The sequence below is a fragment of the Photobacterium sp. R1 genome (assembly GCF_054600795.1).
This window is the reverse complement of sequence record NZ_BAAHZP010000006.1, coordinates 222195-247810: the sequence shown is the minus strand read 5'-3', so window position 1 is coordinate 247810 and position 25616 is coordinate 222195. Positions and strand designations below refer to the sequence as shown.

The 25616-nt window shown below is 48.8% G+C and carries 23 protein-coding genes and 1 pseudogene; 10 read left to right on the top strand and 14 right to left on the bottom strand.

All coding sequences use genetic code 11. The features are described from left to right. Positions 1–54: 54 nt before the first annotated feature. From ACYP03_RS12400 to ACYP03_RS12390, 3 genes are all read right to left on the bottom strand, one after another. Entirely contained in the window at positions 55–486 is a 432-nt protein-coding gene (locus tag ACYP03_RS12400; RefSeq protein ID WP_459780107.1) for a hypothetical protein, read from the bottom strand. A gap of 116 nt (positions 487–602) precedes the next feature. After that, positions 603–1160, bottom strand: a complete 558-nt coding sequence (locus ACYP03_RS12395; RefSeq protein WP_459780105.1) for an NADAR family protein — start codon at positions 1158–1160, stop codon at positions 603–605. A 102-nt stretch (positions 1161–1262) separates the two neighbouring features. After that, positions 1263–1874 carry a CHAP domain-containing protein gene (locus ACYP03_RS12390; RefSeq protein WP_330959245.1) on the bottom strand — a complete coding sequence of 204 codons (612 nt, stop codon included), beginning with the start codon at positions 1872–1874 and terminating at the stop codon, positions 1263–1265. Positions 1875–2102: 228 nt separating this feature from the next. Between ACYP03_RS12390 and ACYP03_RS12385 the strand changes: the two genes are divergently transcribed. The 3 genes from ACYP03_RS12385 to ACYP03_RS12375 all read left to right on the top strand — a co-directional run bounded on the left by ACYP03_RS12385 (position 2103) and on the right by ACYP03_RS12375 (position 4127). Continuing rightward, complete coding sequence (locus ACYP03_RS12385) at positions 2103–2264, top strand: hypothetical protein (RefSeq protein WP_330959244.1); 162 nt, start codon at positions 2103–2105, stop codon at positions 2262–2264. A 212-nt stretch (positions 2265–2476) separates the two neighbouring features. Then, the gene (locus tag ACYP03_RS12380) at positions 2477–2950 is read left to right on the top strand and encodes a hypothetical protein (RefSeq protein ID WP_330959243.1); all 474 of its coding nucleotides are present in this window, start codon (positions 2477–2479) and stop codon (positions 2948–2950) included. A 13-nt stretch (positions 2951–2963) separates the two neighbouring features. Continuing rightward, a complete protein-coding gene (locus ACYP03_RS12375) occupies positions 2964–4127 on the top strand; it encodes a hypothetical protein (RefSeq protein ID WP_459780102.1) in 1164 nt (387 codons plus the stop codon). A 429-nt stretch (positions 4128–4556) separates the two neighbouring features. Here ACYP03_RS12375 and ACYP03_RS12370 read toward each other — a convergent pair whose 3' ends face one another. From ACYP03_RS12370 to ACYP03_RS12360, 3 genes and pseudogenes are all read right to left on the bottom strand, one after another. Continuing rightward, the gene (locus ACYP03_RS12370; protein WP_330959241.1) at positions 4557–5300 is read right to left on the bottom strand and encodes an alpha/beta fold hydrolase; all 744 of its coding nucleotides are present in this window, start codon (positions 5298–5300) and stop codon (positions 4557–4559) included. A gap of 38 nt (positions 5301–5338) precedes the next feature. Next, positions 5339–5783: pseudogene (locus ACYP03_RS12365) on the bottom strand (GNAT family N-acetyltransferase). 195 nt (positions 5784–5978) lie between these two features. Further along, positions 5979–7175 carry an MFS transporter gene (locus tag ACYP03_RS12360; protein WP_459780100.1) on the bottom strand — a complete coding sequence of 399 codons (1197 nt, stop codon included), beginning with the start codon at positions 7173–7175 and terminating at the stop codon, positions 5979–5981. Positions 7176–7270: 95 nt separating this feature from the next. Between ACYP03_RS12360 and ACYP03_RS12355 the strand changes: the two genes are divergently transcribed. Next, complete coding sequence (locus ACYP03_RS12355; protein ID WP_459780098.1) at positions 7271–8197, top strand: LysR family transcriptional regulator; 927 nt, start codon at positions 7271–7273, stop codon at positions 8195–8197. Here the strand turns inward: ACYP03_RS12355 and ACYP03_RS12350 are convergent. Together ACYP03_RS12350 and ACYP03_RS12345 are read right to left on the bottom strand one after the other, a co-directional pair. Further along, positions 8161–9144, bottom strand: coding sequence for an ATP-grasp domain-containing protein (locus ACYP03_RS12350; RefSeq protein ID WP_459780096.1), 984 nt, complete (start codon positions 9142–9144; stop codon positions 8161–8163). The genes ACYP03_RS12355 and ACYP03_RS12350 overlap by 37 nt on opposite strands. 443 nt (positions 9145–9587) lie before the next feature. After that, a complete protein-coding gene (locus tag ACYP03_RS12345; protein ID WP_330959236.1) occupies positions 9588–10340 on the bottom strand; it encodes an AAA family ATPase in 753 nt (250 codons plus the stop codon). A 147-nt stretch (positions 10341–10487) separates the two neighbouring features. Between ACYP03_RS12345 and ACYP03_RS12340 the strand changes: the two genes are divergently transcribed. From ACYP03_RS12340 to ACYP03_RS12325, 4 genes are all read left to right on the top strand, one after another. Further along, the gene (locus tag ACYP03_RS12340; protein WP_459780094.1) at positions 10488–11204 is read left to right on the top strand and encodes a response regulator; all 717 of its coding nucleotides are present in this window, start codon (positions 10488–10490) and stop codon (positions 11202–11204) included. Next, positions 11201–12643, top strand: a complete 1443-nt coding sequence (creC, locus tag ACYP03_RS12335) for a two-component system sensor histidine kinase CreC (protein WP_459780093.1) — start codon at positions 11201–11203, stop codon at positions 12641–12643. Before ACYP03_RS12340 ends, creC begins: the two co-directional genes overlap by 4 nt. A gap of 71 nt (positions 12644–12714) precedes the next feature. Beyond that, on the top strand, positions 12715–14070 hold the full coding sequence (gene creD, locus ACYP03_RS12330) for a cell envelope integrity protein CreD (RefSeq protein WP_459780091.1): 1356 nt from the start codon (positions 12715–12717) through the stop codon (positions 14068–14070). Positions 14071–14158: 88 nt separating this feature from the next. Further along, the gene (locus tag ACYP03_RS12325) at positions 14159–14554 is read left to right on the top strand and encodes a ribosomal maturation YjgA family protein (protein WP_330959234.1); all 396 of its coding nucleotides are present in this window, start codon (positions 14159–14161) and stop codon (positions 14552–14554) included. A gap of 82 nt (positions 14555–14636) precedes the next feature. Here ACYP03_RS12325 and ACYP03_RS12320 read toward each other — a convergent pair whose 3' ends face one another. From ACYP03_RS12320 to ACYP03_RS12310, 3 genes are read right to left on the bottom strand one after another with little or no spacing between them, the layout of a single operon-like run. Next, a complete protein-coding gene (locus tag ACYP03_RS12320) occupies positions 14637–15893 on the bottom strand; it encodes an NAD(P)/FAD-dependent oxidoreductase (RefSeq protein ID WP_330959233.1) in 1257 nt (418 codons plus the stop codon). Further along, positions 15890–17275 (bottom strand): FAD/NAD(P)-dependent oxidoreductase, encoded by a 1386-nt coding sequence (locus ACYP03_RS12315; protein ID WP_248140667.1) that lies wholly within the window; start codon positions 17273–17275, stop codon positions 15890–15892. Before ACYP03_RS12315 ends, ACYP03_RS12320 begins: the two co-directional genes overlap by 4 nt. Further along, positions 17268–17588, bottom strand: coding sequence for a 2Fe-2S iron-sulfur cluster-binding protein (locus tag ACYP03_RS12310; RefSeq protein WP_256549289.1), 321 nt, complete (start codon positions 17586–17588; stop codon positions 17268–17270). The genes ACYP03_RS12315 and ACYP03_RS12310 overlap by 8 nt, the downstream gene beginning before the upstream one ends. A gap of 278 nt (positions 17589–17866) precedes the next feature. On the opposite strand from ACYP03_RS12310, the gene pyrC reads away from it, so the two are divergent. Together pyrC and ACYP03_RS12300 are read left to right on the top strand one after the other, a co-directional pair. After that, positions 17867–18898 (top strand): dihydroorotase, encoded by a 1032-nt coding sequence (gene pyrC, locus ACYP03_RS12305; protein ID WP_330959231.1) that lies wholly within the window; start codon positions 17867–17869, stop codon positions 18896–18898. 144 nt (positions 18899–19042) lie between these two features. Further along, the gene (locus ACYP03_RS12300) at positions 19043–20275 is read left to right on the top strand and encodes a cation:proton antiporter (protein WP_248140669.1); all 1233 of its coding nucleotides are present in this window, start codon (positions 19043–19045) and stop codon (positions 20273–20275) included. Positions 20276–20322: 47 nt separating this feature from the next. On the opposite strand, the gene ACYP03_RS12295 is transcribed toward ACYP03_RS12300, so the two are convergent. The 3 genes from ACYP03_RS12295 to ACYP03_RS12285 are packed head-to-tail and all read right to left on the bottom strand — an operon-like array spanning position 20323 to position 25518. Then, complete coding sequence (locus ACYP03_RS12295) at positions 20323–23394, bottom strand: efflux RND transporter permease subunit (RefSeq protein WP_330959230.1); 3072 nt, start codon at positions 23392–23394, stop codon at positions 20323–20325. After that, positions 23394–24485, bottom strand: a complete 1092-nt coding sequence (locus ACYP03_RS12290) for an efflux RND transporter periplasmic adaptor subunit (protein WP_459780088.1) — start codon at positions 24483–24485, stop codon at positions 23394–23396. Before ACYP03_RS12290 ends, ACYP03_RS12295 begins: the two co-directional genes overlap by 1 nt. Before the next feature lies 1 nt (position 24486). Continuing rightward, positions 24487–25518 (bottom strand): efflux RND transporter periplasmic adaptor subunit, encoded by a 1032-nt coding sequence (locus ACYP03_RS12285; RefSeq protein WP_459780086.1) that lies wholly within the window; start codon positions 25516–25518, stop codon positions 24487–24489. Positions 25519–25616: the final 98 nt, after the last annotated feature.

Genomic DNA, 25616 nt, shown 5'->3' with positions numbered 1-25616 from the left:
GATCAGTATGTTGAGTGCAGGAATTTGAGTTCACTGTATAGCCTCAAACACGCGTTACTTAAAATCAGCTTTTTCCGAGCTCCATCCTAATAGCTGCACTATCTTCCAACCTACATAAGCAATCGACACATAACCGTAACCAAAGATCAGTCCTAAAAAGCAAAGAAACAAAACAGTGGATCCAGCGCTAGAAAAACTGTTCGGTGGGCTAGCGAGCAAAGAGGCGATTGAAAGAAAAGGCAAAAAAATCAGTGGGGTCAACCACATGACCTTTTTCACTTCATGATCGCTTCGGTCCCTCATCCAATAGAGGGTACAAGCCACAAAAAGCGCGTAAGGAAAACCAGCAATCAGGACGGAGAGTACGATAAGTAATACAAGAAAACTGTCGGCAGCCAATCCAAAAGAAAAGTCCAGCAGCATGGCTATCAAGCCGCAGATAAAAGGAATAAAGAGGGCATATCTAAAATAGACTTTGAACATCATCAACTGAACCACTTCCACTCAAATTTTATAAATTCCATTCACTCAACAGCGACATCGTTCTTTGTCAAAAACTGTGCGCTCATGTCTGAAATACTGACTGTTCTCAAAGTCACAGACTAGGATTTCAACATGAACGCTTTGCGGACGAGCATCAATGCATAACCGAGCAGATTTTCCCCGCGCCATTGCGCCGGATCTTTCGCACGCTCATCGTCGGCTGCCAGACCTATTCCCCAAACTTTATCCACCGGACTTGCTTCAACAAGTATGCTGTCTCCAGTAGAAATCAGGAACGCGAGTAAATCCGGATTTTGACTGAATTTAAGCCGATTCGCCTGAACCACAATACTCAATCGATTTTGATTCCACAGCGTCTCATCAAAGCCTGAAACTTCACGCCCCAGCTTTTTCACTTCATTCGGAAGATCACACCGGATGATTTTTTCGGCCACAGCAAAGTCACCAAACAAAACTGCTTTTTGATACATCATGTAGTGCTCAGCCGTGTGAAACTGAATGCCATTTTCCTCAAAAGAAGCGTCATACCATTGGCTGAAACACGATTTCGACACACCCGACTTTGGCTTCTGATGACCCCAAAAGAAAACATATTCAGGTTTTCCGCCCCGCAAAACAAACTCTAACAGATCTTCATTTTTCTGAATCATAACCATTTGCAAATATTCCTCGTATTCACTATCCCGTCCGGTCAATCAATCCAGCTTTGGCCTGAGATGACGAAAACTAAGCCTTTCGTCATTCCTCAGGATGCATTTTCACAATTTGATTGAAGGACTGTTCTGACTCAGCCAACCCAGAATATTTGAGTTCTGAATTGTCCAGCCGTCATGGCTCTCTTCCATGGTATAAGCTTGCCTGGAGCCCTGAAATGGCCCCGGATTTTGCTGAATGATTTCGATCGACTGCGTTTCTGGATTCACCTGAGAAACAATCGCAACATGTCCGTATGGATTCAACAGACTCGCGTCATAGACAACAATATCACTCACTTTTGGCAACTGTCCTGCACCATTGGTAAACTGAATCAAATCTCGTTGTGTATTCAACGCGCCTGATTGAAGCTTTTTATCAAAGAAATCTTTGGCATGCCCGTAAGTATCAGGCATCCGGTGATGCAGATATTCAAAATAATAGCGCTTGATAAATTCCACACACTGATACTTCAGCCCGATGTTGTAGCCATCTGCAGATAAATTTCTTTCGGAGACATGGTTCACGCCGCCATTGTAGTAAACGACAATGCCGTTCAAAGAATCAATTTCCTCACCAACCTGGAAGTGAGGATTCAGGTTGAACTTTGTGACAATTTGATACGCCCCCAGACCTAAAAAAATGAGCACGGACAATATCAGAATGACTTTTTTCATTGCGGTTAAACCCTTCTCTCTGCCGTTCAGGTTGATTCTATCTAATGCGTCACATCCAGTTCAAAGATGAAATGCTTTAAACGTCAAATTGATGCGGGCATGAAAGCACAGCGTGCAAACAGCGAAGGCTTTTTGCATCGCACAACCGTAAGATTCGGGAAAAAAGACTCAGAAGAAAACACAATGACACATGAAGCAAATCAACCATAAATTTGGATGAGGTGACCCATGAAAACGAAGATCGACCCGCTCACCTTTGTCCTTCTCAGCATATTCCTGAGCTGGAGTTGGACAAAGCTGACGCATGAGCCTGCTTGTCAACAGATCATTATCAATCAAGGCGGCGAATATATCGTTCCGATTGATTGCGATGACGTGCCGATTTCTTAAACAACGCCGAAACACTTTCTTCGGCACCGACAAGGCAGTGATATACAAGCTGGATACCTTCACAGTTCAGAATGCTGAGTTGAATTCAACAATTATACTCATTAAGAATTATCATTAACTTAAACTCTGATCATAATTATTTCCCTAGTTGAATTGATTCAGATCTCATCTTGTGAGAGAATCCACCCCAAACAAATCATGAGGAAATATCTTTGTATTTAGAAAAATCACTTCATGTTCTGGATACTATTTTTAGTTTTTCCGTTATATTCGTTATCCCTTGTGTTTTTTTGTTTGTCATTTTATTTGTGTTTAGAAAAAAATTTTCTCTTTTTTACATTTTTTTAATCTCCCCTTTTGCTCTGCTGATTATCATCATGACCATTTTTCCATATCTGGCACGAGAGAACATTTCTAATGTAACAAAAACAGAAGATTTTTCTATCACAGTAAGCCAAGGTATTAGCATTGAGAAAATAAAAAAGTCTCTCACCCAATTGAAATACATAAATAGTAAAAATTCACACCCAATTGGTGATAAGATTTACATTCAATTAACATCACCTTACATGAAAAAGAAATTATCAATCAGGGCGGACTCAAACAATATAAAAATATATTGGCTTTATGATGAGGATTTTCATTTCAGCCAAGAAAACAACATTGGATATCTATATTTAAAATAGAAAGGAAGCATCAATGAGAATAATAAAAACTTTTATCTTCTTACTACTACACATCCCGTTTTATAGTTATGGGATGAATGTTATTATCGATGGTAACATGAATGAGTGGACTAGTCTAAAAAAAACAAATATCAAGGCTTTCTCTCAAATATATAATGATTCAGAATATATTTACATTAGTTACCTAAATGAATCTGACACTACATTCATTCCAATACATTCTTCTGAAAGTTTATTTTTCATTCCCAAAAGCAAGGTTCATAGCTATCTATCGTTTGGGAAGTCTATAATAAACAATAGCAATAACAACCACACGTCTAGTTCTAACCTTGAAATAACACTTATCAATGGTACACCGCGATTTAAATATCTAACCCCAATTAATAGTTCATACAAATCATTAGTTAAATATAAAACAAAAAAAGTAAACAACCTCTACTTTACTGAAATTGCCATCCCCAAAAGACTATTTGGTAAAAGTACTTTGAGCCAAAATGTCACACTAGTAAATGTATACTCTGGTTTAATAAAGAACAAAATTAGCTATTCTAGAAATATCATGCCTAGAAGTAGTATTCAACAATTTTCTCAAAGTAATAATGGAAGTACTACGATTTCAGACTTTTCTGATGTAACAATTACTGTCGGTATTTCCGCATCTGGACTAGGGACAAACTTTGCAGCTGGACTCGCGGCCGATGATAAGGGCCTAGGAGGATATTTTGACAAAACAGCAGGAGATGCGGATCTAGGCATTTCTATTGATATTGGTGTATTTCAAGGGGATGTTACTGATTTAAATGGTGAAACATTTGGTGGTTCAGCACCAATCAAAGGTGCAGGTATAAAGTTTGAGCGACCTTTATCAGGGTCGCCATTCGGTCAAGGCTTCACTGTTTCTCTAGGTTATAAAGGTGGCTACTCTCAAATACCTGATCTGCAAATTACATCAGGAAGTGCAGCTTACTTTGTTACTGATGAAAGTGCCATGAAAGCAATTGACAGGGCATTTGGAACGAAATTTAGCACTAATTATTCAGGCCCTTCAAACAATGATAATCATTCAAGAAAAGGTGGAGAAAACAAACATGACCACGACTCAGGATTAGATAATGGCCCTGATGCCATTGAAAAAGATCTGAAGACAGGAAAAGTGACAGAAATTAACTTTCCATAAAAATCGTTCATAATAACGGCCACTGCTCCAGCAGTGGTTTTCTATAACCCAGAGAGATTTCTTACGCAACTAAGATTATCGCTCTCAACCACACACCTAATTTTCAACCTATATGTATTCATCTAACTAATCTTCTATAGTTTTTATACCTTAGACTTCAGTGATAACACTCATCCATTAATACTAAAAAGCCACATTTACCAGAACACCAAAACAAGTGAATTTAATTTTTCATTTCAAAACTCTATAGATCACTTACGAGAATGAAATATAAACAATCTAAAAATCATCTTCTATCAAAAAGAAACTGCTACAAAACCCACGCAATATAAAAAACATATTGTTCCTATGATTACTGAATAAAAACGAATATTCATAATTATTATTTCTTCAATTTTATGTTATGAACAATATTACAGGTGATAATGATTAAGACCTTTCAAACCAATCTATGATATAATTCGCCAGTTCCCGAGGCATCTCCAGTGGCAACATATGCCCAGAACCCGAAATACTTGTCACGGTTAGAGACGGATTTAAATGACAAAGGGCATGGAGCCATGTTGAGTCCACCAGCGGATCGTTTTCACTATGATAGAAATGAATTCGACCCGAATACTCTGCGAGTGCTTTCGATAAATCTTTTCGTTCGGACGTATATTGATACTGGCTCAGAAACACTTCGGCGCCCAACGCCTGATCCATGTTCAGGATCATATCTATCAACGCATCGCTTTGATTTCTGCCATCCAGCATGGACGCCGCTTTCCGGCGAGTCATTCCCTTGTATCCGTACTCTCTGACCAGTTGGAGTACACTCCCCCTTTGCTTCAATTCTTCTGGCGGCAAGGCCGTCGGGCTATTCGAAATAACAAACACTTTATCGACGCGTTCCGGATGCTTCATCGCAAAATCAGTTGCGATATATCCCCCCAGAGAAAACCCAATGATGTTTATTTTTTCGTCGGATAGTCGCTGACTGTATTCATCTGAAATGTCATCAAAGCTCATATGAACCGGAATATCCAGATGAACCAGCTCAAATGAGGGAGGTAAATAAGAAGCCATTTTTTCCCAAAGCCTTTCATTACACTGAGTGCCCGGTATCAGGTATAACTTTTGTCGCATGACTTTCCCTTTCATTTCATCAATGTTTCGCTGTTTTTTACTCATCGGCGTCTCATGACGACATAAACTGACTGGCACACCACTCACTTCACCCGTTGCGTGTCATGGTCAAAAGCAGTCACTTTGGCATAACCTTCAGACTCATAGCGCCTTCGCTTTTTCATTTGAGGCCGCTGTCGCGAGTTTTACCGTGAGTGCATTCGTTTCTTTGGCAAATGTTTCCACATGCTTTAACAGCGCTCGCGCAACACCTTGATGACGGTCATTTTCTGCAACATAAAGGTCGTTGAGATACCACATTCTTTTCATCGCAACGGATGAAAATGAAGGATAAAGCTGCACAAATCCTAACGCTTCACCGGTTTCATTTTGCGCAAGAAAAATCACTGAATCTTGTGCCTCTAAGCGCATTGCGATAAATAATCGGGCTGCTTCCAGATCGGAGCTTTGTTCATAGAACTGACGATATGCATCAAACAAAACTTCGACTTGTTCTAACTCAGCATTCGATACGTTTAAGATTTTCATCTGAATGTCCATATTTCAAATTGATTCAATATATATGACTTCAATCCAAGGCTCCAATACTGAAAAGCATCAAAAATAATCCTTTAAAAATGCACATTCAAAAACGATCATGAACAACGAAAAAAGGGCGGTTCGCCCTTTCCGGATATTGTTGCTCGCCATGCTTGTATCATTCGCACGACTCAACATGTCATTTTATTGGGTTTGAGTCTGAGGTAATTGCGATACTGTTTGATTTGACCGGGAAGATAGTTTTGGTGACACCCAAAGCAGGATCAGCCCGACAACAGCAATGGCAGCCCCCATCCAGATTGTGCTGCGGAGACTGAAACCAAAGTCCAGCATCAGACCGGCGGCAAAACTGCTCGACATGATTCCTACATTCACAACAGACGCATGCAACGTATTAATCAATGACCGTTGCCCCTGCGGCAGTTCCATCAACCGGCTGACCAGAGCCGGGTTGAGGCTCACACCGCAAAAACCCATTGCCACAAGGCACACTACGGATACCCAGGCAACGTCGGCATACAGAGCGAACACCACAAAAATCATGATCAATCCACCTAAACCACCTGCGAGTGTGGCTTTCGCGTGTTTCACCGCAAGCTGAGCAACGAAGTGGTTCCCGAGCAGCATGCATAATCCGTAGACAAACAGCAGCCAGGTGACGACCCCGTCCGGCAATACCGCAAGGTCGGTCAATATCGGCACGATGAAACTGAACGGCGCATAGACTGCGCTGAGAACACAAAAACTGGTTGCAAATACCCACCATAACCGCGCGTCCAGTACCCCTTTCAATTCTTGCTTCACAGGTTGCGGCGCTTCAGCGGGCAGAGACGGAATGACTTTCAGGGTCACCCCTGAACTGAACACGGCCAGTACGGCCACAACATAAAAACTACCGCGCCATCCCCAATGTTCAGCAATTAATTTCGCCAGCGGCAAACCAATAATAGTGCCCAACATGATGCCAGCCAGCACCATGGCGATGGCCCTTAAGGTATCTTGCGGCGCAGTTATCCTTGTGCAAAGCCCGATGGATACCCCAAAGAATGCACCCGACACCATTCCAGTTACTGCACGAGCAAACATCAGCTGGGGATAGCTTTGTGCAAGCGCGCCGAACAATTCACCCAGAATGAAAACGGCATAAAGGCTGACCAGAATCGTTCGGGGCGGGAATCGGGACAACACAAGCATGAGGAGCGGGCCGCCAATCGCCATACTGGCCGCAAAAGTGGAAACCAGATAACCAATCTCAGCAAGAGAAACGCCCAGATCAGCCGCCAGTGCAGGCATAAACCCCAACACCTGCAACTCGCAGGAAATCATCATAAAAATACCAAGACTCAGCAGGTAAACCCCTGAAGGTAAAGAAGATCGCATAAATTGATTCCAGATAAAAGATAAGGTTCACCCAGTATCATTTATGAATTATCATCAATAAATATCATCATATCATTTCACTAATGACTTAAATCATGGATGCTGACCTCAATGCCATCCGGCAATTCATCAAAGTTGCCGACAATCGAAGTTTCACTCTTGCAGCAGCACAATTAGGCATCACGCAATCCGGTATTTCACGGGCCGTCAGCCGACTGGAAACACAGCTGGGCGTAAAGTTGTTACACCGTAATACCCGCAGCCTGAGTCTGACCGCAGACGGTGAACTCTTTCTGACCCGCGTCCGCCCTTTGATCACCGGATTATCTGACGCCCAGCATGAAATGCAGCACCATGGCACGGCCCCCAAAGGGACGCTGAAAATCAGTGCCCCTTCCGCATTCGGACGCCTGATCCTGATCCCTATCGTCAGCGATTTGCTGACAACGCATCCGCAGCTAAATATCGAGTTAGTGCTGACCGACCGAACGGTCGATATTATCGAAGAGGGATTTGACGCAGTGATTCGGAGCGGCCCCGTTGCGGATGCCAGGGTGATCGCAAAAAAGCTGGCACCGGCCAGTTGGGTCACTGTCGCCTCTGCCAAATACCTCGCCCGACGGGGTGTGCCTCAGTCCATTGGGGCATTATCACAGCATAATTGCCTGAGAGTCAGGCTGCCTTCCACCGGGCAGATGAATCCCTGGCAGTTTACGGAGAACGGCAAACGCATCAGCCTTGAGGTCGGCGGAAACCTGGTCCTCGATCATGGTGATCCTTTGGTCGACGCAGCCAATGCCGGAACTGGCATTGCACAACTGCTGACATTTTTCGTCCGCCCTTACCTCGCCGACGGACGATTACAGGAAGTGCTCAGCCAATACGCACCACCGCCACAACCTATAACCTTACTCTACCCGCCCTCGCGCCAGTACTCAGCGAAACTGACTGTATTGCGTGAGGCACTGGTATCGCACTGGGGTGATCACACGACAGGGACACCATTCACGGCCTCTCTATGAATTGAAAGGTGAAAGTGTTCAGAAAGAAGCACCTGCCAGACCCCAATGGCAACATCGCTGTAACCATTCTGGTAAATCGTCTTCAGAAATGGATTCGAGTTAATCTCCAGCACCTTAAAAAGCCCGACATCAGAATCCATATCGCAAGGTGAAAACAAATCGACACCGATGACTTCAAGTTTGGTGGCAGCATAGATCTTCGCTGACCAGTCAACGATTTCTTTTGAAAATGAAGTCCGGAAATCTTCAATGACTCCACCGTTATTCGGGTTCGCATTTGGCGCCAAAGGAATCGTCTGAAATCTTTCCGGAATGCCTGAGAGTGCCCCCACAACACTGGATAAATACCCTTGATAGCGTTCATATTCATAAGGTGATTTATCCAAAAGCGTCTCATATGAATCCATGCCATTCGCGATCAGCATTGGAATATATTTTTTATAGGAAAAGTAAGGCTTCCCTTTCAGAATGACCAATCGATGCTCACATCCGGAGACAACTTCCTGAAGAACAAATCCATTGTATTCTCCCGGAAGCAGCACAAGTTGGCGATAAAGCTCAGCATCTGAATAGATGACTCTCGCAAAACGCCCATGAGATCCATTGATCGGCTTAAAAAAAACTGGATAACCAAGTGCATTGGCGTATTGAAATGCTTCTTCAACCCCTTTCGCCGTAAGGTTTTCACCTTCAACTTTAAAAAAGTAATCCCCTTGAGGCGTTGCGATTCCCGCGCGTTTTAAGATGATATCTGTATACGCTTTGTCTTGGGCAAGGGATGCGGCGGTTTGTGAGTTACAAAAGTATTGCGGTGACTGAACAAGAATGGACTGATCCAAGCAAGAGATCTCTGCGACTCTCTTTGAGTACTTGTCCAATATTTCAAAGTTCAGCCCAAGACTTTCAGCCGCTTTTTTCACAATTTCCAGGTGGACAGACAATTCCATTTGTTCAATTCCTATTGATAATTACAGCTCATAATATGGACATTTTCTCACCAGAATTAAGAAAATTGGCAAGCCTGATAACAACGAAAAAACATAGAATAACCACTGAATTTTCTCCGTCCCGCTTTTTCAAATTTTCAGGTTCTGCAGAGTTCAGGATGTGAAACGGCATTCTATCATCCATATCATCGGGTTATTCTATTGCATTCATGCAACTGCCGTTTACACAAATGCATACTTATCGGACCACTTTCACTTGCTATCCGAGAGAATTTTTCTTTACTTTGATGATCCTGCGAGTCTTACATCAAATTTTAGCGATGGGTTCCCTTGTCGCGTATCGAAGCGAATATCCAAAATAAAAGGATCATCTTTTGCCAACTCTAGTCCACCTTCCCTAAATCACGGTCCAAAATTCCACAAAAACAAAACAAACCGCCCCATCAGTTATCTACAAATAACTCATCCAACATCGGTCTGGGGTTATTTAGAAAAGCCTTGGTAATCGTGTAATGCTCCGTGTCTTCGTATTTGATCGGGTGTATGCCAGACGGACCGATTTGATAGATCCGGGCGCCGGGATAGGCCATAAGCATCGGGGAGTGGGTGGCGATGATAAATTGCGATTGGTCCTGCACCAGCTGATGCATGCGGCTGAGCACCGACAGCTGACGCATCGGCGATAACGCGGCTTCGGGTTCGTCGAGGATATACAGCCCTTTTCCACCGAATCGTTCAACCATCAAGCTCAGGAAAGATTCGCCATGAGACTGATGATGCAATGACACGCCGCCATACGAATCAATAATTGGCGGGCCGAAGCTCGGGGCTTCATCCAGCTCATCAATATGGGTGGAGACGTTATAAAAACTTTCGGCTCTGAGAAAGAATCCGTCTTTGTAACGTCTGAACGATTTACTGAAGCGCAGATATTTGTACAGTTCCGAATGGGTGCTTCGGGTTGAAAAATGAAAGTTTTTCGAGCCGCCTTCGGCGTTGAATCCCATGCCAACCGCAATGGCTTCCAGTAACGTTGATTTGCCGCTGCCGTTCTCACCGACCAGAATGGTCACTTCTGCGCTGAAATCAATTTTATCCAGCCCTTTCACAGCGGGAATAGAAAACGGATAGGCCTTGAAAGAATCAATCTGATCGCGTTTGAGCTGAATTTCTCTTAAATAAGGTAAAGGTTCCATGGCTCGGATAACTTCTGGAAATAAGCTGAATTGAGCCGGAGAAATTCTTTTAATTCAAGGAAAATCACATGTTTTGACGGGATTGGCTCGAAAGGACAGAAACAGCACAGGTATAATCCCGGGATCAACAATAAGAAGAGTCGCGCTTTGAATATCCTGATCATTGAAGATGAACCCGCCATTGCGGACACCCTGATTCACGTGCTGGAACTGGATGGCTATCAGGTCAGCTGGTTTCCGACCTCAGGCGAAGGGCTGGCTTACCTGAAAGACCACCAGCCTGAGCTGCTGGTGCTGGATGTCGGCCTGCCGGACGGCAATGGTTTTGAGCTGTGTAAATCCATCCGTGAATTCTCCGATATTCCGATTATCTTCTTAACGGCAAGAAATGATGAAATCGATCGCGTGGTCGGCTTAGAAATCGGCGCGGATGATTATGTCACCAAGCCGTTCAGCCCGCGTGAGATGCTTGCACGCATCAAACTCAGAATCAAAAACCGTCCAGCGGCTGAGTTCGAGGCTGCACAAACATCTGCACAGGCGTCCGTACAGGAAACTGTGCCAGAAGTCGTGACAAATAACCTGTTTGCCGACAACTTTGACTTTTGCTACCAGAGCCAGCCGCTGGGGCTGACTGCGGCCGAGTTCAAAATCCTCGACAAACTGGTGCTGGGCAGTCCCCGGGTTTTCAGCCGAGAACAACTGATGGTGGCGGCTGATATGGCCCCGGAGGCCGTGTATGAACGCAATATCGATTCCCATATCAAAGCGATCCGCCAGAAGCTGAAAGCTGTCGGCCTCGCGGAACGGATTCAGACCAAACGCGGCTTTGGTTACTTCTATTCAGACAAGGAACACGCATGAGCCGCTGGCCCCGGATCCCGCTGGGTATCCGCCTGTTTATTCTGTTTTTTGTCCTGGTTGCCATGACAGCCTACGGGGTCAGCACCACGGTGATTCAGGAACTCAAGCCGACAGTGCGGCAGGCGACAGAAGAAACGCTGGTAGATATGGCAAATTTACTGGCTGTGCTTGCTGAGGATGATTTAGCCAATGGCGATATCACTGAAGGCCGTCTGTCTGAATTGATTTCAGCTTACGGGAAGCGTAATCCGAATGCCCGGATCTGGGAAATCGGAAAAAACGCCATCAATCACCGGATCTATATTACGGACAAAAACGGTATTGTCGTGGCCGATTCCTGGCGGCAGGACATCGGACAAGACTATTCACAATGGAATGATGTTTACCTGACCCTACGGGGCAAATATGGTGCCCGCAGTACGCCGCTGGATCCGGAAGATCCCACCTCCAGCGTCATGCATATTGCCGCGCCGGTGTATCACAAGGGTGAAATCATCGGCAGTGTCACCGTTGCGAAAGCTAACCGTTCGATTCAGCCATTTATTGATCAGACCAAACGAAATGTAGCGTTCTGGATGCTCTTAATGACCGCTCTGATCTTACTGGTCGGCGGTCTGGTTGCCTGGCGGGTGCATTCTGCCCTGCACCGGCTGGAAGATTACGCTGAAAAAATGGGGGCCGGCAAAAAAGTCGCCCGGCCGACATTTCGGATCTTCTATGAGTTTGCGACCTTGAGTAACGCCCTGGAAAAACTGCGTAATCAGCTCGATGGCAAACAGTACGTCGAAGACTATGTGCAGACCCTCACCCATGAACTGAAAAGCCCGCTTTCAGCCATCAAAGGGGCGAGCGAGATTTTACAAATGCCGCTGCCGGAAGAAAAAGTGGCCCGTTTCGCCGGGAATATTGAGCGGGAAAGCAGCCGGATGCAGCACCTGATCGAACGACTGCTGGAACTGGCGCGACTGGAAAAAATGCCCCAACTGGAGCAGGTCTCCCGGATTCCGCTGTACCCGTTGCTCGACACTGTCGTGCAGTCTTCTGAAGCGAGGTTAAACATCAAAGCAGCGCGCTGCCGGATCAACGCAGATGAAACACTGGCCGTTGATGGTGATCCCTTCCTGCTGCAACAGGCGTTGTTTAACCTGATGGAAAATGCACTGGACTTCGTGACCCCGTCTGGCGACATTCAGTGGCATGCCGAACGGCAAGGCAATCACATCACGGTGACAATTTTCAATCAGGGGCCACAGATCCCTGACTACGCCCTGCCCCGTCTGACCGAACGCTTCTATTCACTCCCGCGGGCCAATGGCGCGAAAAGTACCGGTCTTGGGCTGAATTTTATCGAACAGGTCATGAAGCTGCATGGCGGCGAACTGACAATTGAAAACGTTGCTGAAGGGGTTTATGTCACGCTGATTTTACCAACTCCATAAAATCTCCACATTCTCACCATCATGACTCCAATTGAGGTAGATAAAGTTTCTGCCAACAAAGGAGACGAATGATGAAAAAACTCTTTCAAAGTGAGATTGGCATGAAGTTCGGGTTGGTGCTGTTCTTGCTGGTGATGCTACAAATCCCGACATCCATGATTCAGGACTTAATCAGCGAGCGTTCTGACTTGCAGCAATCCGTACGCCAGGACATCGCCCGGAGCAGCAGCGACAAGCAGTCCATTTTAGGGCCGCTGATGATTGTCAAATACAGACAAACCGTAAACGGCAAAGAAGGGCCCTATGAAATCAGAAAGGCCAAGTTCATTCTGCCGGAACAATTTCGCATCAACGCGGCACTAAAAAGTTTTGAAAAATACCGCGGCATTTACACCGCCCGGCTTTATCACGCCGATACCCAGCTGACCGGACAGCTTGATCTATCGCCGATCACAGAGCTGCCGCAAAGTCAGATTGATACCGTCGAGCTGGTCGTCGCCGTTTCCGACAGCCGTGGTATCAACCACATTGGCAAAGCAAAGCTCAACGGCACGGATTACCAGGTTGAGCCCGGTACCGATCTGAAGCACTGGTCCCAGGGATTCCACATTCCGCTGGATCTGGCAACGCTCGATCTTGCCCAACCACTCCGCTTTGATCTGGCCATGGTACTTCAGGGGATGGACTCACTCAGTGTCTCCCCGATTGGAAAACAAACTGAGGTCCGCCTGAGCTCCCCCTGGCCGCATCCAAGTTTTACCGGGGATTATCTGCCGATCGAATCTGACATTTCTGAACAGGGCTTCAAGGCGGTCTGGATGACGAACCACCTGTCCAGTAATATTGACGAGCTGCTGAACCGTTGCCAGTCTGATGATCAGTGTTCACAACTGAACAGCCGTCAAATGGGAGTCAGCCTAATTGAACCGGTTGATCATTATCTGAAGTCATACCGGGCCATTAATTACTCGCTGCTTGTCATCACATTGGTTTTCGCGGCCTTCTATTTGCTGGAAATCTTTCAGGCCAAACCGATTCACCCGGTTCAGTATGGTTTTGTCGGCCTGGCACTGGCGGTGTTTTACCTGCTGCTGATTTCTTTCAGTGAGCACATTGGCTTTAACTGGGCATATCTGGTCTCTGCCATGGCTTCCAGTGCGGTGTTGGGTGTTTATGTTTCCGGTATCCTGAAACACAACCGGCATGGTGCAGTTTTCGCGGGGTGCATGCTGGTACTGTATGCCCTGCTGTTCGGACTGCTGCAGGCAGAAAGCTATGCTCTGCTGATGGGCACCCTGTTGTGCTTCGCCATTCTGAGTCTGGTGATGGTCATGACACGACACATCAACTGGTATGGCAAATCACCCATTCGTGAAGCCTCTGAGCCAGACAACGAGTCAAACACAGAACCCGATCCGACGGCTTAATCACACCACAATATCAACCGTTTCATCTCAGGTGCCGTTTACACAAAACGGTTCCTTTCCTCTGACCCGAATAAAACGAAGGATTCCGATGTTCCGATTTTCCCCTGCTCGCTGCCTGACCAGCTTCATGTTGCTGGTTGTTCTGGTACTGATTGCCCTGTTTGTCCGTGACAGTTTTGTGCGCCCTTTCCTGGGTGATGTGCTGGTCGTGGTCTGGATCTATGCCTGCGTGACCTCGGTCATTCGCTGTCAGCCATGGCTCGCCAGCCTGGGCGTACTCGCATTCGCTTACGCCGTCGAACTGGCGCAGTATGTTCAGGTGCTTCAATGGCTGGGCTGGGAAGATCACACGGCCCTCCGGATCATTCTGGGCGCCACCTTCGACTGGCTCGATATCCTGGCTTACACCATCGGTTGCGGGATATGTCTGGTTGCTGAAATATCCTCCAAACCATCCCGGACTGACAGCTTGTCTGAGCAATAAACGCTGCAAACAAAAAAGCCTCAGGCCAACTGCCTGAGGCTTTCAATGTCTGAAGAACTGAAGTCAGAAAACCAAACGAAACTTACAAACTGGCTTCCAGATGATATTCACCCACCATATCCCCGCTCTCGTTCAGGAAACGATCGTACAGGAACGGACTGATATCCACACTGGTCGGTTCGCCACGAACCAGTTCGTTCAGCAGCTTACCGGTGATGGCTGAGGTCAGCATGCCGGTACGGAAATGACCGCAGGCATTCATGTAACCTTCGATGCCGGGCATCGGACCGAGAATCGGCAGTTCATCCGGCGACCCCGGACGTAATCCGGCCCAGCAGCGTTTGATATTCATATCACGCAACTGAGGGATAGACTTCATCGCCCCCTGAGCCAGCTGCTTCAGCAGGGTCAGATCGGTGCTGGTGTCATAGCCCCGCTCTTCTGTCGTCGAGCCAATCAGGATCTCACCATTGTCTTTCTGCGCGATGTAGCAGTCACTGGTGGTAATACAGCCATTCAGGATCTTTGGCAGCTTTTCTGAAACCAGCACCTGGCCTTTCACCGGGAAGACCGGCATTTGCATGCCTGTCGCCCACAAGCTGATTTGTTCAGCCCAGGAGCCACCGGCATTCACGATCATCCCGCAGTCCAGTTTGCCCCGTGACGTCTGTACCGCCGTGACCCGGTTGCCCTGACGCTCAATGCCGGTCACCTTGGTATTGAGGTACAGGTCAACACCGTTCTGACGAGCCGCTTCAACATAAGCGTCGTTCAGCCGGTACGGGTTGATCTGATGATCCGTATCGAATTCCATGGCACCAATGGCTTCACGGGAAATGTTGGGTTCCTCACTGAGCAGGGTATCCCGGTCAAGCCAGCGAATATGCTGCTGACGGTCGGGCACGGCCGAGGCAATGTGCTCAGCGTAAATCCGGTCATACTGATCGAACAGCACAAACTTCAGCCCGGTTTTTTCAAATTTCATATCGACGCCGTGCTTTTCCAGCAACTCCTGATTGAGCGCCGGATACATCGCGTTCGACATCATGGCCAGATCAAAAAACGGCTTTGGCATAATGTGCGGCTTCATGCCTTCGGCCTGCGAGACATCGGCGCCTTCCTGCAACTGCTTCGACAGAGTTTTAAACAAAATTACGCCGCAGCCCAGTCCGGTAGACTCGCCCATTGCCCATAAACCACCAGCGGAAGCCCGTGAGGCATTCCCCGGATTTTTATAATCGACTAAGGCGATCTTCAGGTCCTTATTCCGGCTGAGTGCATAGGCGACCGAACCGCCAATGACACCTCCTCCGCAGATCACCACATCATATTGACTCATGCTTCGTCCTCCATGGCTGAGAAAGGAATTGGATCGAGCGGGAAACGGGTCCTGAAATGTCCCTGCTCATTGTTGTAGCCCTCCTGGGCCAGCCGGTCATAACAATAGTGGCTGCAGGTTTTACCCTGACAGTCGCCCATGGTGACGCGGGTACGCATCTTCAGGCTCACGGTATCACGACAGCCTTCATTGATGGCTTTATCGATAGCTGAACGCTTCACCTGCTCACAGCGGCAAATCACGGTGTCCGACTCTGGCAGTTGCAGGAGCCCTTTTTTCCGCTGATTGGCGCGGTCAAATGCACCCCGGAAACGATAATAACGGCGCAGCGTTTTTTGCAGCTCGGGCAGTCTGGCTTTCACTTCGACCGCCTTCTCCGGCTGAAGTTCGGCCACCAGCGAGAGTGCAGCAATCTGCCCTTCAACGATGGCGACATCCGCGCCTGCAAACCGTGCTGAGTCACCGGCACAGTAAATATTCGGACGACTGCTGCGCTGATACTCATCCGTAACCGGAATCAGGCCGCTGAACTCATCCACACGAACTTCCAGCTCCATCAGTTGCGCCAGCTGAGAACGGGACGCAAAGCCGTACCCGACACCCAGCAGATCCGCGTCAATCCATTGAATATGCTGCTTATCGGCTTCCCAGTTGCGGTTATAAGGCGCCACTGCAACGCGCTCGAGGGCTTCGCCGCCTTCTGCTTTCACAATTCCCCAGCCATGTTTCACCGGGACATGATGCCGTTTGAGGTACGCCATCAGCGACATCCCCTCCAGCGCGACCTGCGGACGGTTCAGTAATGCCAGCACCTCTTTGCTGATCTCAGTGAATGGCGTCGCATCATAGACCCCTTTCACATCCACCCCGGCACGGTGGAGCTGGCAAGCAACCAGGATTAGCAGAGGTCCGGTTCCGGTCAGCACGGCCTGATGACCCGGGCGCACCAGCCCGCTTTTCAGCTGCAGCTGAATGCCCCCGGTCAGCATCACCCCCGGCAACTGCCATCCCGGAAATGGAATACTGCGCTCCTGACAGCCCGTCGCCAGAAACAAATAATCGAAATCCAATTGTGACAGCTTGTCCTGATGCGAAAGCAGCAGCTGATTTTGTGCCAGTGGCCCCAGCACCCGGGTTTCGGTCTGCAAATCAATGTTGTCCTGATGCTTCGCCACTAAAGCTTGCTGTAAATGAATCTTTTTCTGCAGGCTTTCATCCAGATGAGGCATGGATTGCGTCGTCCGCCAGGGACCACGGTAAATCACACCGCCAGCTTTAGGTGACTCATCCAGCACGGTTGAACGCACGCCATATTCAGACAAAGTCGCCGCAATCGACATCCCGGCAGGACCAGCACCAACAATCACAATTTTCTCAGACATTCTTATCCGCTCCCTCAACAACACGGTTACTGCATGTATTAATTTGCATGCCGGGCTGAACGATGGTCTGGCAGGCACGTTTTTTGTGGCGCCCGTTAATTTTGACCATGCAGCAATGGCACACACCCATGCCACAAAATGCCCCGGACGACTGGCCATAATCATTTTTCATTAATCGTCTGAATTCGCTGGCCAGCAATGTACTCAGTACACTTTCACCCGGAACAGCGTCCACTTCAGTCTCGTTCACGCGTATCCGAAACGTCTCATCGATGATTGGTGTAATATCCTGCGTTCTTGTTATATGTGTCATTTATTATCTATCTCATGTAGGTATAGTAAGAAATATCACTGACAAAACACACAGCAGTGATACCTAATGCATATTGCGAACGCTATCATGTAATTTTTTCCAACGATTGTTTTCGATCAATTTTTCACGCAATGGTTACGTTTTTTAACGAAAAATTCACAAAACCCTGAGCATACAATGCAAACGATTGCCAGTTTTGAGATCTAAAGATGGAATACGGCTTTACTTAGACAAGTCATACTTTTAGAATCGGTCGAATTTTTTTGGAGGGAGCTATTATGACGTCGATCACTATCACTCGTCCGGATGACTGGCACGTTCACCTTCGTGACGGAGATGTGCTGAAAGATACGGTTCGGGACATCAGTCGCTATATGGGACGGGCCATCGTCATGCCAAACCTGATTCCTCCCGTAACCGACACGCATGCTGCTCTGGCCTATCGTGATCGTATTCTGGCTGCCCAGCCAAGTGAAACTTTCTCCCCTCTGATGGTTTTATACCTCACCGACAACACCACTCCTGATGAAATCCGCAAGGCCAAGGCAACCGGTCATGTTTATGCGGCAAAACTCTATCCGGCCGGCGCCACAACTAACTCCGATTCAGGGGTGACCGACATCAGCAAACTGCTGCCAACCATGGAAGCCATGCAGGAAGTCGGGATGCCGCTGTTGATTCACGGTGAAGTGACCCAGCACGATGTGGATATTTTCGACCGCGAGAAAGTGTTCCTGGAAACTGTCCTGGCACCAATTGTCGCCCAAATGCCGGACCTGAAAGTGGTGCTGGAACATATCACCACCAAAGATGCGGTCGATTTTGTGAACAATGCAGGACCGAACGTGGGTGCCACCATCACGGCACATCACCTGCTGTATAACCGGAACCATATGCTGGCCGGCGGTATTCGCCCGCACTTCTACTGCCTGCCGATCCTGAAGCGCAACACGCATCAGGAAGCCCTGATTGCAGCGGCTACCAGCGGCAGCAAAAAATTCTTCCTGGGCACCGACTCTGCACCCCATGCAAAAGGGAAGAAAGAAGCGGCCTGCGGTTGTGCCGGTTCTTATACCGCACATGCTGCCATTGAACTCTATGCGGAAGTCTTTGAGCAGGCGGACGCCCTGGACAAGCTGGAAGCGTTTGCCAGCCACAATGGTCCGGATTTCTATGGCCTGCCACGTAACAGCGACACCATCACCCTGACCAAACAAAGTTGGGATGTGCCGGAAACCATGGCATTCGGCGGCGATGTTGTGGTCCCGATCCGCGCCGGGGAACAAATCAGCTGGAAAGTGGAAAACTAAACCCCTCGTTTAGCCAGAATCATCTCTTTAAGGCTCCCTTGCGGAGCCTTTTGTTTGGGGCTTCGCGAATTCATGAAATTCGCTTGCTTCATTGCCCTTTCCGTTTAGAGTATAAAAATCAATCACTTTTCCGGAGAGACTTCAGTGACTGGCTACGAATCTATCCCCTCGCTGGTGATGTTTGCTGTGCTGGGCTGGATAGCACTCAACACGATTTTTTACTTTTCTCATCGCTGGCGGATGTTTTCCGATATTACCTGGATCCTCTTACTGGGTCTGACCTACGGTGCATTTTCCGCTATGCCGGACTCAAACCTGCCGGATCTGGTTCTGGAACCGCATGTCGTCCTGTATGTCTTCGTCCCGTTGCTGGTGTTTTCCTCAACGCAGTGCATGTGCCTGTTTCATTTCCGGCATGTACTGGTTCCGGCAACGCTAGCGGGGACACTGGGCATCGTCATCAGTATGGGGGTGATTGCCGCTGTGCTTCACTGGTTGCTTGGCATTCCATGGATGCCCGCGCTGCTGTTCGGCGTCATTATTTCTGCCACAGACCCGCTGGCAATCAGTGCCTTGTTTAAAGACAACCAGAGTGTCACGGAAGATCAGAAACTGCTGGTCGAAGGCGAATCTATTCTGAATGACGGCTTTGTCGTCACCGTTGCGGGGATACTCTCGCTGGTTCTTTTCAGCGAAACCGAGCTGGATCTGGCTATCAGCAGCCTGAGTTTCTTCACCCATATCGCCGGTGCACTGGCCGTTGGTGCCCTGCTGGGCAGAGCCGCACGCTGGCTGCTGGCCCTCTTGCATGAACGGCACTATACGCTGACGACAAATATCACACTGGCACTGGCTTACGGCAGTTTTGTAGTTGCCGAAGAATTGCATTTCTCCGGAATTCTCGCTGTGTTCGCATCAGCCCTGGCCTATGGCTATAAGCCTTATGAAGATGATGCCGATCATCTGGCACATCAGGAAATCTGGGAGTATCTGGACTATGTCGCCAATGCCCTGCTGTTCTTCCTGCTGGGTTCCAGCGTGTTCACCCTGTTGTCACCCGACAACCTGTCCGTCAGCATTATCGTCCTGTCGATCACGCTGCTGTTTACCGCGCGGTTTATTTCTCTCTGGCTGATGCGCCCTATTCTGCATATTAACCACCGTAAACTGTCCCGGCTTGATTTCTGGCTGCTGAATTTCTCCGGCGCTCGCGGAGCAGTCTCAATTGCCCTGCTGCTGATGCTGCCGGCAGATTTCAGTTATAAGCCTCTGTTTCTGACCATGGCCGTGAGCATGATTTTATTCTCGCTCATTGTATATCCGGTGATCACCAAATCAATGCTCGCCCGGCACACACCCGTCAACCAGCAGCCTTAAAAAAAACAACCCGGCCAAAAGCCGGGTTGTTTCATCTGGTAGTCAAATCAGGCCTGCCTGGACGGCAAAGGAACACTGTGGAACAGACGGTAAAGCACCGGCACCACAACCAGAGTCAGCACGGTGGCAAACCCCAGACCGAACATGATGGTCACCGCCATTGGTTTAAAGAATACATCCGGCAACAGCGGAAGCATCCCCAGAATCGTGGTAATCGCGGCCATACAGACCGGACGAACCCGGCTGACCGCCGCATCAACGACAGCCTCATATTTATCTTTCCCGCTGCTGATTTCGATCTCAATCTGATCAAGCAGTACGATCCCGTTTTTAATCAGCATTCCCGACAGACTCAGGAAACCCAGTAATGCCATAAAGCCAAAAGGCGTATTTAGCAACAGCAGACCGGTTGCCACCCCAATCACCGCCAGCGGAACGGTCGCCCAGACAATCAGTGCCTCTTTCACCTTGTTAAACAGGAAGATGGTGATCAGGAACATCATCAGATACCCCATCGGCATTGAACTGAACAGCGAGGCTTTCGCATCACCGGACGATTCGTATTCGCCGCCCCATTCCAGCGCATAACCCGGCGGCAGCTCCAAAGCATCAATCGCAGGCTGAATCCGTTTCTGCACGGTCGCTGCTGTTTCATCCCCCAACGGATCCGGATCGGCCATCACCGTCAGTACCCGTTTTCTGTCTTTCCGGGCAATCAGCGGATCTTCCCAGCGAACATTGACTGCAGAAATCACCTGCTGCAAAGGCACGTAACCCTGAACCGCAGGACTCCAGATTTTCATGCCCTCAATGGTACTGACATCAACCCGTTCCTGATCCGGCAAGCGCGCCACAATTGGCATCAACGTGGTGCCTTCTCGGTAAATACCGACCGACAGACCTGAAAAAGCCATTTGCAGGAAGTCATCAACATCCTTCTTGGTAATCCCGTAACGACGGGCCTGACTTTCATTGAACACCGGCTCCAGCACCTTGCTCCGTTCGCGCCAGTCATGACGGATATTGGCGGTTCCCGGATCGGCACGCATGATATCGACCACCTCTTTCGCGAGACCACGCAGCACTGTCGGATCCGGACCAATCAGCCGCGCTTCAATTTTCGCCCCCGAAGACGGGCCTAACATGATTTGCTTCAGCTTGTATTCCAGCTCCGGGAAGTCCTTCAGCATCACGGACTGTACCATCGACATGGTCGGAACGACATCTTCAAACTGTTTCACCCGGATAATCAGCTCACCATAAGCGGCATAGCTCTTCTCCGGAGAATACGTCAGCATAAACCGCTGTGAACCCTTGCCTGCACTGGTGCTGACAAACTCCACCATGTCGTCCTGCTCAATTTGCTGCTGCAAACGGTTCAGCGCATCATTGGTTGCGCGAATATCCGTTCCTTCCGGCATCCAGACATCCACCATGAACATCGGAGACGTTGAAGCCGGGAAGAATGACTGTTTAATCAGCGTGAAACCGTAGAGGCTCGCCCCCAGCATCAGCACCAGTGCGACCACGGTCAGCCATGCCCGACGCATACAGAATTCCAGGAACTTGCGATAAGCAACAAAGACAAAACCTTTGTACGGGTCATCCGCTTCACCGCCGTCCGAAATCTTCTGTGATTTGAAGAACAGATCGCCAAAGAAAGGCGTCAGGGAAATAGCGGTAAACCAGCTCAGCATCAGGGAGATCAGCAGGACGGTAAACAGGGTGCGGGTATACTCACCCGTTGAGTCCTGCGACAGTCCGATCGGTGCAAATGCCATCACTGCGATAACGGTCGCGCCCAACAGCGGCCATTTGGTTTGCGTGACAATGTCAGACGCCGCCTGCAGCCGGGTTCGGCCTTTCTGCATCCCGATCAGGATACCTTCCACCACGACAATGGCATTGTCCACCAGCATCCCGAGCGCAATGACCAGTGCCCCCAGCGAAATTCGCTGCAGATCGATTGCCATCCACTTCATGAACACGAAAGTCGCCAGAACCGTCAGCAGCAGGATCAGGCCGATCAAGAGTCCGGAACGCAGCCCCATGAAGAACAGCAGAACTACAATCACGATGACCACAGCCTGGCCCAGACTGATCACAAAACCACTGACTGACTTATCAACTTCCGAAGGCTGGCTGTACACCACGCCAATATCAATCCCGACAGGCTGCTGCTCTTTCAGCTCTGCCAGCCGGGCCATGACCCGTTTACCGCCGTCTACCACGTTGATCCCGGACACAAAGGAAACCCCGACATTCAATGCCTGCATCCCGTCATAGCTGACGAGATTGTCCGGAATTTCTTTAAAACCGCGTTTGATCGTAGCCACATCGCGCAGATAAATCAGTCCCTGAGAACCGGCATCTTTGATGATCAGATCACCCAGCGCATCCACATTCTGGAACTCACCTGTGGTCTGAACCCGGATATATTCGTCACCAACCCGGATACCACCAGCACTGGTCACCAGATTCTGCTGCTGAAGCGTGCCATAAATTGTTTGCGGTGAAATCCCCAGATTGCTCAGACGCTGCATGGAGATTTCAATGAAAACCTGCTCCTGCTGCGTCCCCGTCACTTGCACTTTGCCGACACCGTCAACCAGTTCCAGCTCTCGGCGCAGATAATCGACGTAGTCATTCAGTTCCCGATAGGAATACCCTTCACCGGTCACCGCCAGCAAAATACCGTACACATCACCAAAGTCGTCGATGACTTTGGGTGTACCGACACCCGGCGGCAGACTCGGTTTGAGATCATTCACCTTACGGCGTAATTCATCCCAGATTTGCGGCAAGTCATTCGGACCATATTTGTTTTTCATGGTCACCGTGATTTGCGACAGATTCCGACTGGAAATCGAGTTGACCTCGTCAACGTAAGGCAACTGACCAATCGCTTTTTCAATCGGGTACGTGACTTCTTCCTCAACCTGCTGAGCCGTGGCCCCCGGGTAAGAAGTAACCACCATGGCATCCTTGATCGTAAACTCAGGATCTTCCAGCCGTCCCAGATCCAGAAATGACATCGAGCCCCCAATCAGAAAAATCAGGGTCAGCATCCAGCTGATAACTTTATTTTTAATAAAGTAGGTTGCGATATCCTGTTTCATTAGCTGGCTGCCTCCTGGTCGACAATATTCACTTGCTGACCATCACGGAGACGGTTCACGCCTTCAGTCACAATCACTTCACCTTCTTTTAAGCCGGAGACCAGACGCACGCCGTTCGGGACAACTTTATCGGTCACCACCTGGCGTTTAGTCACGGTATGATCCTCGTTTACAACCCAGACAAACTTATTCGCAGGGCCAATGTCATCTCCGTCTTCGTTAAACACGGCTTCCAGCGGGATCACCACTTCATCTGAGCGGTAAACCTGCACGCGCTGGGCATCCACTTTCACTTCCACGGCCGTCCCGTCCAGAATAAATTCGTCCTTCGGCATCGGCATGGTTAAGGTGACCTTGAATGACCCCAATTCAGGATCCGGTTCGGTGGTGTACTCTTTCAGGTAAGCGGTATATTCATGACCGGTATCCAGAACCACTTTGGTACCCGGATGTCGGTCCTGAACCTGTCTGGCCGTACTTTTGGAATAAATCATGTCCGGCGCCTGAATGAGAATATCGACATTTTTAGCACTGTGGATATTCATCACCGCTTCCCCGACCTGAACATTCTCAAATTGCTCCACGGGAACACGGGAAATAACGCCGCTAAACGGTGCATGCAGTTCGGTAAAGGTCAGCCGGAGTTTAGCCAGATTCAGCCTCGCCTTAGCGATTTGTCGCTGAGCCGCCAGCTCATCAAATTGTGACTGGGCAAGATATCCCTGCTTCACCAGCTTGGCAGAGCGGCGGTACTGGCTGTCGGCCACATTAAACTTGGCCTGCGCATCATTGACTTCAAGCTGGTAATCCGTCGGATCCAGTTGTGCCAGCAACTGGCCTTCCTTTACGAACTCCCCGGGCTTCACATTCACCTTGATGATTTCACCCGGCAGACGGAAAGACAAAACAGATTTATCGGCGGCGGCAGCAACAGCCGGAAAAGACAAAATGGGGGCGCTGTCTTCCATGGTTACGGTGTAAACCGCAACAGGCTGCGGCATTTTCGGTTCATGCTGCGCTTCCCGGCCGCATCCGGCCAGAACCAAAGCGAAAGCACAAGCGGACAAACGGACTAAAAAGGTACTCTTCATCTTAAAGACCCCGCTCCTTCACCCATTCCCGCACAACCTGACCTTCTTTCAACTCAGTCACGCCAGAAACGGCAATCGTCTCACCATCTTCCAGTCCCTCAAGAATCCGGTCATTGTCATCCAGCACAACTTCTACCTGACTGACTTTACCGTCTTCAGCAACCCGCCAGACATAGGTTTTATCATTCTGACGCAGGATCGCCCGCTCCGGCAGAGCACCAGAACCGGTAAACGGAAGCGCTACCTTCACCTGAGCCGCCATGCCCGGCAGCAGATTCTGGCCAATCGGTTTCTCCATGGTCAGCGTGACCTGATAGCTCGCTGTTTTGGTATCCGCTTCGGTGTCAATTTCCTTCAGCCTCGCCTCAAAAGCCTGATCGGGAATCGTATCGAAAATCACCTGTGCGGTGCGGTCATCACTGGCACTGAGGCGGGTCAGCAACTGTTGCGGCAGCTGAAACGAGACACTCAGCAACCCTTCACTCTGAATGTGCATCACCGGCTGTTTTGCCAAGACGTATTCATAATCATTTGCCATCGAAATGGAGACCGTGCCGTTGTAAGGGGCAATGAGCGTCGCATATTTCAGATTCGCCTGCTGTTTATCCAATTCAGCTTTGGCCTGATTTCTGGCCGCTTTCGACTGGTCAAAATCCAATTCAGACACCACATTGGTTTTCAGCAGTTCCGCATTTCGCTTGTACTGCACATTCGCCAGGCTGTAGTTTGCTTTAGCCTGATCAACCAACAGAGTCAGTTCATCCGTTTTCAGCTGGGCAAGCCGCTGGCCTTTTTTGACCTCTTCCCCATCACGCACATCCACACTTTCCAGCACTCCGGAAACCCGAAAGGCCAGTACAGCTTTATCCCCTGCCTCTACCTGAGCAGGAAAAGTTCGATAGGTCTGGCTTTCGCCAACCTCAACCACCATCAGCTTTACCGGCCTGGATGCCGGTTCCGAGGCGGATTGGTTCTTTTCGCTGCAACCGGTTAAACCAGCCGTCAGACACAGGGCCAACAAAGTGAGCCTCATTGATTGCTCTCCAATTCACGACGTCAAAATTTTTCAGCATGATGTATTTACATACACACTTTATAGCAAAAAAATGCCATTTTATTGGCTGATACCTT